Here is a 15,207-nt window from a genome sequence, read left to right on the forward strand (position 1 = left end):
GCGCTGGGGTGGCGGCGGTCTTCATGGGGTGGGGCTGCGCGGTGGCGTCCGCCGACGACTCCGGTCAGGCCGACTCGTCGGAGCGGCGCGACGCGGGTCCGGCGCGCGCGAAGCACTCGATCGACCGTGCCGATCGTGCCGACACCCCTGACGACGACCCTGCCGAGAGCGAGAAAGCCCAGGACGTCACCGACGACGAGGTGACCGAGGACGACGACGCCACCGGACACAAGGTGATCAAGGACGAAGCAGATGACGACACGACAACAGTCGTCGACGTCGAGGACGCACCCGAGCCGGCCCTGCAGGAGGCCGAGGAGCCCGAACCGGAACCCACTCCCACCGTCGTCGCGCAGTTGGTGACCGCGACGGCCGCCCCGCGGCGCGAACTCGGCACCGGGACCGCGACAACCGCCGCCACCCCAGCGCAGAACGAGATCGTCTACACCGACGAGCCGAGCTTCGTCGATCAGGTCATCGTCACGAGTCTGTATGTGATGCGCGGCATCTCCAGCCTCATTGGTGTCGACATCTACGGCCTCATCGGGGAGGTGCTGGAGAACGACGACCCGCCGTGGTTTGTCAGAGGCGGGCTTGACGTTCGGCGCACGGAGTTCGAGGCATCCGAGGACAGCACGTGGGACGTGTGGGAGTTTCGTCCGCCGAATCCGACCGGCAAGACGGTGATCGCCGTGCACGGCGGCGGGTTCATCGTCAAACCGCTTGTCACCCATTGGCTTTCGTACGCCAACATGGCGCGTGAGACCGGTGCGACGGTGATCGTGCCGATGTACCCGCTTGCCAAGACCGACGCCGGAACAGCCGTCACCGTCGTCCCCGCGATGGCGGATTTCCTCTCCGAACAGATCGACGTCTACGGCGCGGAGAACGTCAGCATCTACTCGGATTCGGCTGGGCCCACCTTGGCGATGGCCGCGGTGCGCGAGCTGATTCTCGACGGCAAGCCGGTGCCTGCGAGCATGGTGCTGCTGTCGTTCGCGCCCGACCTGTCGCTGTCGAATCCGGATATCTACGACATCGACGACCCGATCATCGATGTGCGCAACCTCGACTTCTATACCCGCGAAAACCATTGGAGCGACGGCCTCGACCCGAAGGATCCGTTGCTGAGCCCGCTGTTCTTCGAAGACGCGGTATTGGCCGCGCTGCCACCGACGACCATCTATGTCGGCGAACTCGAATACCTGCTGCCGGACACACTTCTGTTGCACGACAAGTGGTCTGGCGCGGGCGGCATCGTCTCGACGATCGTCGGCAGAGGCCAGTTCCACGACTGGGCACTTGGCGGACTGTCTTTCAATTCGGCAGGACCGAAGGTGCGGCCCGACATCTACCGTCAGCTCGGCCTCAATGATGTTGCGGCAGGACCGAAGACGATCACGACCGGCCCGCCGACCTACAGCGACAGGCTCGTCGCGGACATCCTGCGCACCCTGCGATGGCTCAACGAGGAGACGGGCATCAAGCTCCTCAGCGGGTTCGCCTCCGGGGCCACCTACGACTCACCGCCGCGGACGCTGACCCTCGGCCTCGACGTCACCGAACGCGAGTACAACGGCTGGACGGTGTGGGAGCTGGCATCACCGAAGCCGACAGGCGAGGTTGTGGTCGCCCTGCACGGCGGCGGATTCGCCACCGAAGCCAATGTGCTGCAGTGGTCCGACTACGCGCAGATGGTGCGGGACACGGGGGCGACCGTCCTGGTGCCGATCTATCCGCTCGCCCCGCCGAAGGGCACTGGCACCGTCACCACTCTGGTGCCCCCGATGGCCGACTACCTGTCGATGCTGATCGATGAGCACGGCGTGGACAACGTCAGCCTGTACGGAGATTCGTCCGGTGGCTCCTACGCCGTGCTGGTGGTGCAGGAGATGCTGCGCCGCTGCCGATCTGATGTGCAGTGCGTGATCTCGGAGGCTCAGCCGTCACGGATGGTCCTTGTCTCCCCCGCTCTTCACATCACGCTGTCGGCGCCGGAGATCGAGGCGATCGACGATCCGGTGCTGCCCCGCAACAAGCCCGGCGAGGGTCCGCGCTACAACGGCGATCTGGACCTCGATGATCCACTGGTCAACCCGTATTCGAGTGACGACCTGACCGGGCTGCCGCCGACGACGATCTACATCGGCACGCAGGAGAAGCTCTATCCGGGCGCTCTCGCGTTCCGTAACAAGCTGTTGTCTCAGGACCCGGCCGCGGACCTGACCGTCGTCATCGGCGACGGGCAGTTGCACGGCTGGACGTTGGGCGGCATCGTCGTGAACTCGCAAGCGCAGCTCTGGCGGCCCAACGTGTACCGGCAGCTGGGCCTGCTGCCGACCGGCCGGCATATCACGCTGCAGGTTGCCTAGTCACCGGTTGCGCTGACCATGAACAGGTTTCGCGCGGAGTCGACGAATCCGGCGCGGAAAACGACGCTGGAGGTGCATGAGCGCGCCGATTTCCCGTCAGCCTGCGACGCTGGATTGCAGGACAACGGTGTTGACCGGCGGGTCGAGGAACACGCGCGTACTTCTGCGTGGGCCGCCGAAGAAGATGTTGAGTTCGACGCCGGTCAGGAACGGCCCCGGCGGCAGCTCAGGCTCGAGAACTTTTTGTACTGCCGGGCGATGGCCGAGGTCCTCGGCGCCGTACTTGTCGACCAGCCCGGTCATGGTCTCCGGTGTGACCTCGACGACCGCATCGATCCACTGAAGACTCAATTTGGTCGTCTGGTCGTCGGAGTTGTCCCACGCGATCCATGACGCCGACACCGGAGTCCCCAACGCGGGAAATGTCGTGGCCAGTTCTTCGGTGTCGTGACGGACGTCGGCCGCCGGACCGGAGGCGGCGACCTCGGACTCGCCGGCCTCTTCGGAGTCCGGCTGGCCCTGACATGCCGTCAGGGCCAGCACGAGTCCGAGCGTCGCCACTCTCAGAAATCTCGCCACGTCAGTAGCGGTAGTGCTCCGGCTTGTACGGGCCTTCGACGTCGACGCCGATGTATTCGGCCTGATCCTTGGTCAGCTTGGTCAGCGTGCCGCCGAGTGCCTCGACGTGGATCTTGGCGACCTTCTCGTCGAGGTGCTTGGCCAGGCGGTAGACCTCGTTGTCGTACTCGTCGTTCTTGGTCCACAGCTCGATCTGGGCGATGACCTGGTTCGAGAAGCTGTTGCTCATCACGAACGACGGGTGGCCGGTCGCGTTGCCGAGGTTGAGCAGGCGTCCCTCGGACAGCAGGATGATCGACTTGCCCGACTCCCCGAAGGTCCACTCGTCGACCTGCGGCTTGATGTTGATGCGGGTCGCGCCCGACCTTTCCAGGGCAGCGATATCGATCTCGTTGTCGAAGTGGCCGATGTTCCCGAGGATGGCGTGATCCTTCATCGCCTTCATGTGCTCGAGGGTGATGATGTCCTTGTTGCCGGTCGAGGTGATCACGATGTCGGCGTCGCCGATCGCCTGCTCGACGGTGACTACGTCGTAGCCGTCCATCAGCGCCTGCAGCGCGTTGATCGGGTCGATCTCGGTGACCTGGACGCGAGCGCCCTGGCCGGCCATCGACTCGGCGCAGCCCTTGCCCACGTCGCCGTAACCACAGATCAGCACCTTCTTGCCACCAATGAGGGCGTCGGTGCCGCGGTTGATGCCGTCGATGAGCGAGTGTCGGGTGCCGTACTTGTTGTCGAACTTGCTCTTGGTGACCGAGTCGTTGACGTTGATCGCCGGGAACGCGAGCTCACCGGCAGCAGCGAACTGGTAGAGGCGCAGCACGCCGGTGGTGGTCTCCTCGGTGACACCCTTGACCGACTCGGCGATCTTGGTCCACTTGTCCTTGCTCTGCTCGTAGCCCTTGCGGACCAGCTCAAGGAACACCTTCCACTCGGCCGAGTCGTCCTCTTCGGCGGGGGGGACCACGCCGGCCTTCTCGTACTGCGCGCCGCGCAGCACCAGCATGGTGGCGTCGCCGCCGTCGTCAAGGATCATGTTCGCCGGCTCGCCCTCCCAGGTGAGCATCTGCTCGGCGGCCCACCAGTACTCCTCCAGCGTCTCGCCCTTCCAGGCGAAGACCGGGGTGCCCTTGGGCTCCTCGGGGGTTCCGTTCGGGCCGACGACGACGGCCGCGGCGGCATGGTCCTGGGTGGAGAAGATGTTGCAGGACGCCCAGCGCACCTCGGCGCCCAGGCTGGTCAGCGTCTCGATCAGCACGGCGGTCTGCACGGTCATGTGCAGCGATCCCGAGATACGCGCGCCCTTGAGCGGCTGGACGTCGGCGTATTCGCGGCGCAGCGCCATCAGGCCGGGCATCTCGTGTTCGGCGAGTCGGATCTCCTTGCGCCCGAAGTCGGCCAGCGACAGGTCAGCGACCTTGAAGTCGATCCCGTTGCGGACATCGGCGGTCAGAGCAGTCATGTAGAGCCCCTCTTTGTGGTTCGTCAATTGCCTATGAGCGCACAGATGTGCAGCGACAACATCTGTGCAGACGCCCATGGGCCTGCGGGCTCGCGGGACAGGCGGTTGAAGCGCTCTGCCAGCCAGGGACGTCTACAACACCGTAACGCCTCGAGCTGCGCGAAGGCACGTCGCGTCCTGTCAGTGCAGGTCGTCGAAGATTCACAGCACTCTCCGAGGCGGACATCCGTTTGCCAGACGTGCGCCGGGGGGTATGGGTGCCGGGCCGAACAGAGGAGTGCTGATGGGCGAACGCGCCGACGTGGTCGGACGGCGGTCGTTGCTGAGCCTGGCCGTGCTGAACTTCTTGCTCGCCGATGCGCGTGACGGGCTCGGTCCATTCCTCGACGCGTTCCTGGCCACCCGCGGGTGGTCGTCGATGGCCCTGGGGGCGATCGCGACGGTGGGGGGCCTGATCGGGCTGGTGGCGACGCCGCTCTTCGGAGCCCTGGTCGACGGGTCGCGTCACAAGCGGGCGCTGGTGGCCGGCCCGGTCATCGTGGTGACGGCGGTGGCGCTGGCCACCTTGGTCGTACCGAATCCGGCGGTGGTGTGGATCGGTCAGGTCGGCACCGCGGTGATCGGCGCGGTTATCGGTCCGGCGCTGATGGGGCTCACACTCGGGTTGGTCGGCGAAAGGTTCTTCGGACGCCAGGTGTCACGCAACGAGGTGTGGAACCACACCGGCAACGTCGTGTCGCTCGCCGCCGTCTTCATCCTCGTCTCAATCTTCGGCGAACACGCCATCATCGGCCTGATGCTGGCGACCGCGGTGGGCGCCGTCGTCGCGGCGGCGAGCATCGACCCGGCCCGCATCGATCACGCAGCCGCGCGCGGCTTCACCGACAACGACACCGCGGCGCGTCCGTCGGGACTTCGGGTGGTGTTCTCGACCCCGGGCCTGCTGCTCCTGGGCCTGGTGCTGCTGATGTTCCACTTCGGCAACGCGCCGATGAGTCGGCTCGTCGCACAGGATTTCGCGATCGAGCTGGGGACGCCGTTCCGCACCACCGCGATCATCACCGGGATCGCGCAGGTGTCGATGATCGCGGTGGCGGTGCTCGCACCGCTGCTGCTGCGCAGGTTCGGCCTGTCGGCGGTCCTGCTGATCGCACTGTGCGCGCTACCGGTGCGTGGGTTGATCGCCGGCACTCAACCGGGCTTCTGGGCGATCTTCCCGGTCCAGATCCTCGACGGCGTCGGCGCCGGGCTGATCGGTATCGCCACCCCGGTCGCCGCCGAGCGCTTGCTGGCCGGTTCGGGCCGCTTCAATGTCGGCCTGGCGGCGCTGCTGACGATCCAGGGGGTCGGCGCGTCGTTGAGCAACGTCGTCGCCGGTGCGGTCGTCGGCGCGTACGGCTACCACGCATCGCATCTACTCAGTGGTGCGATCGCGGTGGTCGCCGTCATCGCGTTCCTGCGCTGGCGGACGGCGATCGTCCCGCCGCACCGCATCGATCCTGTCGACCCCGCAGTGGCTACGGCGTCTCGATGACCCCGTAGCGCTCCGCGAACGGCGTCATCAGTCGAGCGAGGTCGCGTGCCACATCGTGGTCAGCTTCCGGCGGCATCGAGATGTAGCTCATGGCCAGCCGCACGATGGCCCTGGCCAGCACACCGGCGTCCTCTTCGCTGCAGCGCACCCAGCTGCTCATGAACGACTCGGTGAGCCGCGACGAGCAATGGTTGATGATGGGCGCGCTGTCGGTCGTGATCAGCTGCAGCAGGTCGGGCTTGGACGTGCCGGTCAGCAGCGAGATGACCAGCGGGTCGGCTGCGGACTCGACGAAGAAGTCGCGGAAACCCTGCAGGAAAGCGGCGTAGACGTCGGCGACGTTGTTGTTGATCGCGGTGTGGATCTGGTCGACAAGACGATCGGCCAGACGCATTGCGTAGCCCTGCGCCAGACCCTGGCGCGACCCGAACTCGTTGTAGATGGTCTGGCGACTGATGCCGGCGGCCTTGGCGACGTCGGACAGGGTGATCTGCGACCAGTCGCGGGTGAGCAGCATTTCGCGCATGCCGTCGAGGATCGAATCTCGCAACAGGACGCGCGACGCCTCGGCGTAGGTGATGCGCTTGTCGTTGGGGCCGCCCACAGGCGCGACAATAACGGTTGCGCGCAGCCCCTCCGGCGTTGCACCGCGAGCGCGCGTGTCTGCACGCCTCCAGTCGGCGTGTCGCGCGCTTTCGCGCACGCTCGCCGGCATCGGGTGTGCGTTCACGGCCGGGCGACCTCGACCATCTCGAAGTCGGACTTGGCCGCGCCGCAGTCGGGGCAGCTCCAGTCGTCGGGAATGTCGTCCCAGCGGGTGCCCGGCGCGATGCCGTCCTCGGGCCAGCCCTTGGCTTCGTCGTACTCGAAACCGCATTGCACACACACGAACAGCTTGTAGTCGCTCATTTTTTCACTCCTATCTCTTCGAAGTCAGGTTTCTCGCGGACCGCGCAGTCGGGGCAGCACCAGTCGTCCGGTACGTCGCTCCACGCCGTTCCGGCTGGAAAGCCTTCGCGCGGTTCACCTTTGGATTCGTCGTAGACGTAGTCGCAACCAGGGCAGCGGTAGCCGGTCACGATGTCTGCCCATACTGGGCCAGCACCTTGTCACGCATCCGCGGATGGATGTTGACCCTGGTGACGTCGCCGTCGTAGTGATCGAGGACGCGATGGTCCATCACCTTGCGCCACAGCGGCGGAAAGTAGGTCAGGCCGATCATCGACGCGTAACCACTGGGCAGGTTCGGCGCGCCGTCCATGCTGCGCAGGGTCTGGTAGCGGCGAGTGGGGTTGGCGTGGTGATCGCTGTGACGCTGCAGGTGATACAGGAACAGGTTCGTCACGATGTGATCGGAGTTCCAGCTGTGCACCGGGGCGCACCGCTCGTAGCGACCGTTGTCGAGCTTCTTGCGCAGCAGGCCGTAATGCTCAAGGTAGTTAACGGTTTCCAGCAGTGTGAAGCCGAAGATCGCCGAGATCAAGATGTACGGTATCAGCGCCCAGCCGAAGACCGCGATCAGCGCGCCGTAGAGCACCACCGACATGGCCCACGCGTTGAGCACATCGTTGGACCAGTGCCACTTGCTCTTGCCGGCCCGCTCCAGACGCTTGGACTCCAGCTCCCACGAGGACTTCAAGCTGCCGAAAACGCTGCGCGGCAGGAACTCCCAGAACGTCTCACCGAAGCGCGCCGAGGCGGGATCCTCCGGGGTGGCGACGCGGACGTGGTGGCCGCGGTTGTGCTCGATGTAGAAGTGACCGTAAAGCGTCTGCGCCAGAGTGATTTTGGCGAGCCAGCGCTCCAGCGAGTCCTTCTTGTGGCCCATTTCGTGCGCGGTGTTGATACCCACGCCGCCGAGCAGTCCGACCGACAGCGCCAGCCCGATCTTGGCCGGCCACGGCAGCGCACCGTCGAAGCCCAGCCAGCTCAGGTCGGAAGCGGTGAACAAGTAGGCGCCGAAGACGACGCTGGCGTACTGGAACGGGATGTAGATGTAGGTGCAGTAGCGGTAGTACTTGTCGTTCTCGAGGCGCTCCATCACCTCTTCCGGCGGGTTCTGGCCGTCGGGACCGAAGAATCGATCGAGGGCCGGCAGCAGGATGTAGAGCAGGATCGGGCCGATCCACAACGGGACCTGTGCGGCCGCGTGCCAGCCGACCTGATTGAACGCCCACACCAGCGGCAGCATCACGAAGAGCGCCGTGGGGGCGATCAGGCCCATCAGCCAGAGGTAGCGCTTCTTGTCGCGCCATTGCTCGACGTTGGGAGCCTCGGACATTTCTTGCGTGGTCACCTCGATGCCTCCTTGCTGTGAGTGCGATCACCTACTGCAGTTGACTATAGAGGCAGTTTTGTCGTGTGTCTAGACAGCAGAGGTCTATTTGTAAATCCCACTGGCCCCGCGAGCGCGCGCGTCTGTCCGCCAACGCGCGGCGTGTCGTGGGATTTCGCGCGCCGTCACCCGCCGCGAGGGCGCGCAAAATGACGACTGCTTAGGGCTTGGCGCAGGGCCAGGCCAACGGGGCCCGCACACGGCAGCGCTCGCCGACGACGAGCGCGCGCACAATGCCAACTAATGCGGCGCGCCGCCGTGCAGACACGCGCCCTCGCGGTGCGAAGCTCGCGGTGCGAAGCGCGCGGTGCGAAGCGCGCGGTGCGAAGCGCCTAGACCTGGGAGCGCTTGCCCACCAGTGAGTGCCGGCGGCCGTAGAGGAAGTACACGACCACGCCGATCGCCATCCAGATGGAGAAGCGAACCCATGTCAGGCCGGTCAGGTTCAGCATCAGCCACACACACGCCAAGATCGACAGGATCGGCAGCAACGGAACCCACGGCGTGCGGAAGCCGCGCTTGAGATCCGGCCGGGTCCGGCGCAGCACGATGACACCCGCCGACACCAACACGAACGCGAACAGCGTGCCGATGTTCACCATTTCTTCGAGCTTGTCGATCGGGAACACCGTTGCCGTCACCGCCACCACGAATCCGACGATCAGCGTGATCCGCACCGGTGTCCCGTGCTCGTTGGTCTTCGCCAGCTGGCGCGGCATCAGCCCGTCGCGCGACATCGCGAACAGCACCCGCGTCTGACCGAGCACCAGCACGATGACGACGGTCGTCAACCCGGCCAGCGCGCCGATCGAGATGACCTTCGCGGCCCAGTCGACTCCGTTCAGTGCGAACGCCGTGGCAAGGTTCGCGGTCTCGGCCTCGCGCAGTTCCTTGTAGCTGACCATGCCCGTCAACACCACGGCCACCGCGACGTACAGCACGGTGACGATGCCCAGCGAGGCAAGGATTCCGCGCGGAACGTTGCGCTGCGGGTCCTTGGTTTCCTCGGCCGTGGTCGCGACGATGTCGAACCCGATGAACGCGAAAAACACGATCGAGGCGCCCGCCAGCACGCCGTACCAGCCGTACGCGCTGCCCTCGGCGCCGGTGAGCAGGGAGAACAACGACTGCTCCGTTCCCGAGCCTCCCTGACCGGGTTCGGGTGACGGAACAAAGGGCGTGAAGTTCGCGGCTTTGATGTAGAAGGCCCCGACGATGACGACAAGCAGGACAACCGCGACCTTCAGCGCGGTGATGGCCAGGCTGACGCCCGCCGACAGCTTGGTGCCCATCGCCAAGATCGTCGTCACGAAAGCGATGATGATCATCGCGCCCCAATCCACTTGCAGACCAGCCACTTCCACTGTGCCACCGGCAAACCCGAAAACGGTGCCGAGATAGCTGGACCAGCCCTTGGCGACGACGGCCGCTGCGACGGCGAACTCGAGAATCAGATCCCAACCGATGATCCATGCGACGAACTCCCCGAACGTCGCGTACGAAAAGGTGTAGGCGCTGCCCGCCACCGGGACGGTCGAGGCGAACTCGGCGTAGCACAGCGCCGCCAGCCCGCATGCGATCGCGGCGATGATGAACGACACCGATATCGCCGGCCCGGTCAGGTTGGCCGCTGTAGACGCGGTGATCGTGAAGATGCCCGCGCCGATCACCACCGAGACCCCGAAGACAGTCAGGTCCCACCAGTTGAGGTCTCGGCGCAGTTTGGTGTCGGGTTCGTCGGTGTCGGCGATCGACTGCTCCACCGACTTCAACCGCAACTTGCCAGCCGTCTGCGCACCGGGCTCCTGAGCCATCAACCGTCCTCGTTTCGTCATTCCTTGAGCGGAATGTACCCACTACCGTGGTTGCCAATGGGCCAAAAACACGCGATCGTGATCGGCGCGAGTCTCGGCGGGCTGTGCGCCGCCCGCGTTCTGTCGAATTTCTACGGTCGGGTAACGCTTTACGAGCGCGATCCGCTGCCTACCGAGCCGGCGCACCGGGCGGCGACACCGCAGAGCAGGCATGTGCACCTGTTGATGGCACGCGGCGCGATGACGTTCGAAGAACTCTTCCCCGGCATTCTGGACGAGATGGTCGCAGCGGGCGTGCCGATCTTGGAGAACCGACCCGACTGCATCCATTTCGGCGCGGCCGGCCACGTGCTCGGCACCCAACACCGCCTGCAGGACGAATTCACCGCCTACGTCCCGAGCCGAAAGCATCTGGAATGGCAGATCCGACGTCGGGTCACCGAAATCGACAACGTGACGCTGCTGCACGGTGACGTCGACGAGCCGGTGTTCGACGGCCGCAGGGTCACGGGCGTGCGCACCTCCGACGGGTCGACGGTCGATGCCGACCTGGTGATCGACGCGACCGGCCGCGGCACCCGGTTACCGACGTGGTTGGCGCAGTGGGGTTTTGAAAAGCCCGGCGAGGACACCGTCGATGTCGGCATCAGCTATGCCACCCACCAGTTGCGGATTCCGGAGGGTCTCATCGCCGAGAAGGTCGTGGTCGCCGGTGCGTCACACGATCAGCCGGTCGGTATCGGCATGCTCTACTACGAGGACGGCACCTGGGGCATGACGACGTTCGGTGTCGGGAAGGTCCCGGCGCCGGCCAACTTCGACGAGATGTGCGCGCTGGCCGATGAGATCCTGCCCGCCCACGTGGCTGCTGCGGTCCGCCAGGCCGAGGTGCTGGGAGACATTGCGCTGCACAAGTATCCGACGAGCCGGTGGCGCCGTTTCGACAAGCTGACACGCTACCCCGAGGGGATCCTTCCGTTCGGGGACGCAGTGGTCAGCTTCAACCCCACGTTCGGCCAGGGCATGACGATGACCTCACTACAGGCAGGCCATCTGCGTCACGCACTGCTGAGCCCCGAACCCGAGAAGACGTTCCTCAAGGCCACCACCAAAACCACATGGCCGGTATGGACGATGAATGCGATCGGCGACCTGACCCTGCACCGCGCCGAAGGAAACATGCCGTGGTGGTATCGCCCGGTGGGGTCGCTGTTCGATCAGTTCCTCGGCGCCGCCGAGACGGATCCTGTTCTCGCAGAATGGTTCCTGCGACGGTTCAGCCTGCTCGACAGCCTGTACATGGTCCCGTCGGCGCGCCTGGTCGGGCGCACGATCCGGCACAACATGACGCTGTGGGCTAAATCCCGACGCTCACCCGAAACAGCCGCGTAGGTTCCTGCGCGACAAGCCTGATCGGCCCGTCATCGGCGGCCACCCACGCGGCAGCACCGCGGTCGATAACCACCGTGCTGGACTTCGCGTGCACAGTGGCGCTGCCCTGCGTGCAGAGCAGAACCTGCGGGCCGTCGTGCAGGGTCGGAGCGTCGATCTCGTGCCCGAGCTGTTCGCCATCGATGCCGAGCACCGACACGGCGAACTCGGGTGCCGGTGTCGGATAGACGATTTCGCTGCCGTCGCGAATCGCCTGTGGCTCGACGAGAACGTCCTCGGCGGGGGTGAAGTCCAGCACCCGCAGCAGTTCGGGGACGTCGACGTGCTTGGGTGTCAACCCACCGCGCAGCACGTTGTCGGAGTTGGCCATCACCTCGACTCCCACCCCGTGCAGGTAGGCGTGCAGGTTCCCGGCGGGCAGATACAGCGCCTCCCCCGGAGCCAGTGAGAGCCGGTTCAGCAGCATGGAGGCCAACACGCCGGCATCGCCGGGATACCGCTCCCCCAGCTCGAGCACCGTCTTGGCCTCGCGTGCGAATTCCTTTTCCCCAGAGCGCACATAGTTGATCGCGCCGTCGAGGACAGCGGGCACCAGCACGTCGAGGTCGGGCTGCGGACAGGTGATCCACGTCGTGAACAACGCCCGCAGGCCATCCTCGTCGCGCTGCCCTGACAGCAGGCCGATGTAAGGATCGAGGTCCGAGACACCCAGGGCACGCATCAGCTCGACCGAGCGTGCGGCGGGGCGGAAGCCGGCCAGCGCCTCGAATTGACTGAGCGCGACAATGATTTCGGGCTTGTGGCTGCGGTCGCGGTAGTTCCGGTTGGGGGCCGTGATCGGGATCCCCATCCGGTCCTCGTGGGCGAAACCCTCACGGGCCTGCTCGGTGCTGGGGTGGGCTTGCAGCGACAACGGCTCATCTGCGGCAAGCACTTTCACCAGGAACGGCAGGGTGTCCCCGAAACGACCGCGGACAGCCGGACCGAGCTCACCCTCGGGATCCGCGCGCAGCGCCTCGAGCAGCGAGCGCTCCCCGTCGTCGGTTTGCAGCCACGCCGGATCCCCCGGATGGGCACCGAACCACAGTTCCGCCTCGGGGTGTGGGGTGGGGCTCGGAGCTCCCACGAAATCGGCGATTGCGGTTCTCGAACCCCACGCATAGGTCCGCACCGCACCTCTGAGCAGATGCACTCGTCTCAACCTCGAACCAGCCGTTGGTAGACCGCCGCCATCTCGAGGCGGACCGCCAACAGCGCTAATTGTTGTTCGGGACGCGTAGATCCGGGCATCGTGGCTGAGCCCGGCTCGCTGTTCCCCCCTTGTTCCCGGACCTCTGGGGCGTCCGGTACGTCGTTGGCATTGACGACGTGGACGTCGTCAAATCCCCGCAGCCGGGCGGACACGGCCGGCCGCTCGGCGTCGGTGGTCAACACGATGGTGCGTGTGCGCGGGGGCAGCGGCCCGTCGATCTCCTCGTCATGGAAGATCGACGCCGCAGTCGATCCCGTACTGCGTCCCCATCCCGATCCGATCGCCACCAGCGCGTCGGTCAAACCGACCGCGGCCACCGCCTGATGGGCGATGCGCAGCATCACGGTGCACGCGTGCCGCGCCAGGGCGAGTGTGGCGGCGGAGTCGCCGGCGAAAACCACTTGCCGGCCCAGCATCCGCTCCGCGAGCCCTTTGGCGGGATTGGTGAAAAGGTCACGGCCTGCGCTGTTTCGGAGCGCCTCGGCGTCGAGTTCGTCGGCCAGCGCCGACAGGTCCACCGAGAAACCGGGCGCGATCGCTTGCAGCACAGCCAATCCCGCGGCCAGGTAGCGGGCCAGCGTGAAATCGTCGGGTACGGGCAGCCGCGGCGGCAGCGCCACCGAACGTCCCGCGGTGGCGTCGCGTAGCGGCCCTTCGTAGGGAGCCACCACGATGACGCGAGCGCCGCGACGGACCGCGGTGGCCGCTGCCGTCACCAGCGCCGGATGTCCGGGGTCGTCGCCGGCGACGACCAGCACGTCCAGCGCGCCGATCCACGGGGGCGCCTCGGAGGCGACGACGATCGGCGCTCCGATCGTGTGACCGAGCTGGACCGCGAGCATCGTCCCCGCCGTCTCGGCGGTCCCGTGTCCGGCCACCCACACGATGGTGCGGGGTGGGGTGTCCGAGCGGACCGCTTCGAGGTCACCCTCGCTCAACGCCGCTGCGGTGGCGCGTACCTGAGCGCCCGCCATCGACGCGGCACGAAGCAAACCCAGACGGTCGGCGGCCAACAGACCGTCCGGATCGTCGAGGTCGACTTCGGCAGCCGACAGCGGGCTGGCACTCACGTCGATTCCCTTGCCCCTGAGGTGATGTGGTCGCCGATCTCGTCGACAAGCTCTTTGACTTCTTCGGCGCTGCGCGCCTCCACGTTCAGCCGCAGCAACGGTTCCGTATTGGACATGCGCAGGTTGAACCAGCGGCCGTCGCCGAGGTCGACCGTGACCCCGTCGAGGTGGTCGATCGCATGCACCCGCGATCCGAAGGCCTGCAGGACCGCATCGACGAGAGCGGGCGCGTCGGTCACGGTGAAGTTGATCTCACCGGAGGCTTCGTAGCGCTGATAGTCGGCCATCATCTCCGACAGTGGCCGGTCCTGTTCGGCAAGCGCCGCAAGGACATGGAGGGCGGCCAGCATTCCCGAGTCGGCGCCCCAGAAATCGCGGAAGTAGTAGTGCGCCGAGTGCTCGCCGCCGAAGATGGCACCGGTCTCGGCCATGAGGCCCTTGATGTAGGAGTGGCCGACGCGTGAACGCACCGGTGTCCCTCCGCGTTCGGCGACCAGCTCCGGTACAGCGCGGGACGTGATCAGGTTGTAGATGATCGTCGCACCGATCTCACGCTGCAGTTCGCGCGCGGCGACCAGCGCGGTGACCGCCGACGGGGAAACGGCTTGGCCTTTCTCGTCGACGACGAAGCATCGGTCGGCATCGCCGTCGAAGGCCAGCCCGATGTCGGCACCGGTCTCCAGCACAAACGCCTGTAGGTCGACGAGGTTGGCCGGGTCGAGCGGGTTGGCTTCGTGGTTGGGGAAGTTCCCGTCGAGTTCGAAGAACAGCGGCGAAAGCGTGATCGACGGGATGGGGCCCAGCACACCGGGCGTTGTGTGGCCTGCCATGCCGTTGCCCGCATCCACGGCGACGTGCAGCGGCCGCTCGCCACCGATGGCGACGAGGGAGCGCAGGAAATTGCCGTAGTCGGCGAGGACGTCGCGATCACTACTGGTTCCGCGCGGACCGTCGTATTCGGGAACGCCGGCGATGACCTCGTCGCTGATGATGGACAGGCCGGTGTCCTTTCCGACGGGCTTGGCACCGGCGCGGCACAGTTTGATGCCGTTGTAGGCCGCGGGATTGTGGCTGGCGGTGAACATGGCGCCTGGGCAGTCGAGCAGGCCGGACGCGAAATAGAGCTGATCGGTCGATGCGAGCCCGATCCGGACCACGTCGAGACCTTGGGCGAGCACCCCGTCGGCGAACGCCTCGGAGAGCGTGGGCGAACTCTCGCGCATGTCGTGGCCGATGACCACCTGGGCGGCGCCGTCGCGGACGAGCCGGGCAAATGCGGCGCCGACGTCGCGCACGAAGGCCTCATCGATCTCCTCGCCGACGAGTCCGCGCACGTCATACGCTTTGATGACACGCTGTACCGCCTCGGCGGGACGAGACATGGGGCTCCTTGGACG

13 protein-coding genes are annotated in these 15,207 nt (G+C 66.1%); 3 read left to right on the forward strand and 10 right to left on the reverse strand.

Annotated features, from left to right (window positions below):
- The first annotated feature begins 8 nt into the window (after positions 1 to 8).
- The gene (locus AWC12_RS01640; RefSeq protein WP_234813802.1) at positions 9 to 2,372 is read left to right on the forward strand and encodes an alpha/beta hydrolase fold domain-containing protein; all 2,364 of its coding nucleotides are present in this window, start codon (positions 9 to 11) and stop codon (positions 2,370 to 2,372) included.
- 96 nt (positions 2,373 to 2,468) lie between these two features.
- Here AWC12_RS01640 and AWC12_RS01645 read toward each other — a convergent pair whose 3' ends face one another.
- The gene (locus tag AWC12_RS01645) at positions 2,469 to 2,933 is read right to left on the reverse strand and encodes a hypothetical protein (protein WP_234813798.1); all 465 of its coding nucleotides are present in this window, start codon (positions 2,931 to 2,933) and stop codon (positions 2,469 to 2,471) included.
- Between the two features lie 19 nt (positions 2,934 to 2,952).
- Complete coding sequence (gene ahcY, locus AWC12_RS01650) at positions 2,953 to 4,413, reverse strand: adenosylhomocysteinase (RefSeq protein WP_024448551.1); 1,461 nt, start codon at positions 4,411 to 4,413, stop codon at positions 2,953 to 2,955.
- A 283-nt stretch (positions 4,414 to 4,696) separates the two neighbouring features.
- Here ahcY and AWC12_RS01655 point away from each other — a divergent pair, with 283 nt between their 5' ends.
- Positions 4,697 to 5,947: an MFS transporter gene (locus AWC12_RS01655; protein ID WP_207576359.1), complete on the forward strand. Its 1,251-nt coding sequence runs from the start codon at positions 4,697 to 4,699 to the stop codon at positions 5,945 to 5,947.
- On the opposite strand, the gene alkX is transcribed toward AWC12_RS01655, so the two are convergent.
- From alkX to AWC12_RS01680, 5 genes are all read right to left on the reverse strand, one after another.
- On the reverse strand, positions 5,931 to 6,551 hold the full coding sequence (gene alkX, locus AWC12_RS01660) for a TetR family transcriptional regulator AlkX (RefSeq protein ID WP_024448549.1): 621 nt from the start codon (positions 6,549 to 6,551) through the stop codon (positions 5,931 to 5,933). The genes AWC12_RS01655 and alkX overlap by 17 nt on opposite strands.
- A gap of 122 nt (positions 6,552 to 6,673) precedes the next feature.
- Complete coding sequence (locus tag AWC12_RS01665; protein ID WP_024448548.1) at positions 6,674 to 6,856, reverse strand: rubredoxin; 183 nt, start codon at positions 6,854 to 6,856, stop codon at positions 6,674 to 6,676.
- Positions 6,853 to 7,026: a rubredoxin gene (locus AWC12_RS01670; RefSeq protein WP_081660123.1), complete on the reverse strand. Its 174-nt coding sequence runs from the start codon at positions 7,024 to 7,026 to the stop codon at positions 6,853 to 6,855. The genes AWC12_RS01665 and AWC12_RS01670 overlap by 4 nt, the downstream gene beginning before the upstream one ends.
- Positions 7,023 to 8,228 (reverse strand): alkane 1-monooxygenase, encoded by a 1,206-nt coding sequence (locus tag AWC12_RS01675; RefSeq protein WP_085171894.1) that lies wholly within the window; start codon positions 8,226 to 8,228, stop codon positions 7,023 to 7,025. Before AWC12_RS01675 ends, AWC12_RS01670 begins: the two co-directional genes overlap by 4 nt.
- Before the next feature lie 386 nt (positions 8,229 to 8,614).
- Positions 8,615 to 10,096 (reverse strand): APC family permease, encoded by a 1,482-nt coding sequence (locus tag AWC12_RS01680; protein ID WP_085171896.1) that lies wholly within the window; start codon positions 10,094 to 10,096, stop codon positions 8,615 to 8,617.
- A 57-nt stretch (positions 10,097 to 10,153) separates the two neighbouring features.
- Here AWC12_RS01680 and AWC12_RS01685 point away from each other — a divergent pair, with 57 nt between their 5' ends.
- Entirely contained in the window at positions 10,154 to 11,488 is a 1,335-nt protein-coding gene (locus AWC12_RS01685) for an FAD-dependent oxidoreductase (RefSeq protein WP_085171898.1), read from the forward strand.
- Here the strand turns inward: AWC12_RS01685 and manA are convergent.
- From manA to AWC12_RS01700, 3 genes are read right to left on the reverse strand one after another with little or no spacing between them, the layout of a single operon-like run.
- The gene (manA, locus tag AWC12_RS01690) at positions 11,454 to 12,680 is read right to left on the reverse strand and encodes a mannose-6-phosphate isomerase, class I (protein ID WP_085171900.1); all 1,227 of its coding nucleotides are present in this window, start codon (positions 12,678 to 12,680) and stop codon (positions 11,454 to 11,456) included. The genes AWC12_RS01685 and manA overlap by 35 nt on opposite strands.
- Positions 12,681 to 12,685: 5 nt before the next feature.
- Positions 12,686 to 13,810 (reverse strand): TobH protein, encoded by a 1,125-nt coding sequence (locus AWC12_RS01695; protein ID WP_234813799.1) that lies wholly within the window; start codon positions 13,808 to 13,810, stop codon positions 12,686 to 12,688.
- Complete coding sequence (locus AWC12_RS01700; RefSeq protein ID WP_024448543.1) at positions 13,807 to 15,192, reverse strand: phosphomannomutase/phosphoglucomutase; 1,386 nt, start codon at positions 15,190 to 15,192, stop codon at positions 13,807 to 13,809. Before AWC12_RS01700 ends, AWC12_RS01695 begins: the two co-directional genes overlap by 4 nt.
- Positions 15,193 to 15,207: the final 15 nt, after the last annotated feature.

It is taken from the genome of Mycolicibacterium iranicum, from assembly GCF_002101705.1.
GTDB classification, from domain to species: Bacteria; Actinomycetota; Actinomycetes; order Mycobacteriales; family Mycobacteriaceae; genus Mycobacterium; species Mycobacterium iranicum.

Coding starts and splice junctions, on each gene's coding strand:
- AWC12_RS01665 (WP_024448548.1), bottom strand. CDS start 6,856: ATGAGCGACTACAAGCTGTTCGTGTGTGTGCAATGCGGTTTCGAGTAC.
- AWC12_RS01685 (WP_085171898.1), top strand. CDS start 10,154: ATGGGCCAAAAACACGCGATCGTGATCGGCGCGAGTCTCGGCGGGCTG.
- AWC12_RS01700 (WP_024448543.1), bottom strand. CDS start 15,192: ATGTCTCGTCCCGCCGAGGCGGTACAGCGTGTCATCAAAGCGTATGAC.
- AWC12_RS01655 (WP_207576359.1), top strand. CDS start 4,697: ATGGGCGAACGCGCCGACGTGGTCGGACGGCGGTCGTTGCTGAGCCTG.
- ahcY (WP_024448551.1), bottom strand. CDS start 4,413: ATGACTGCTCTGACCGCCGATGTCCGCAACGGGATCGACTTCAAGGTC.
- AWC12_RS01680 (WP_085171896.1), bottom strand. CDS start 10,096: ATGGCTCAGGAGCCCGGTGCGCAGACGGCTGGCAAGTTGCGGTTGAAG.
- AWC12_RS01675 (WP_085171894.1), bottom strand. CDS start 8,228: ATGTCCGAGGCTCCCAACGTCGAGCAATGGCGCGACAAGAAGCGCTAC.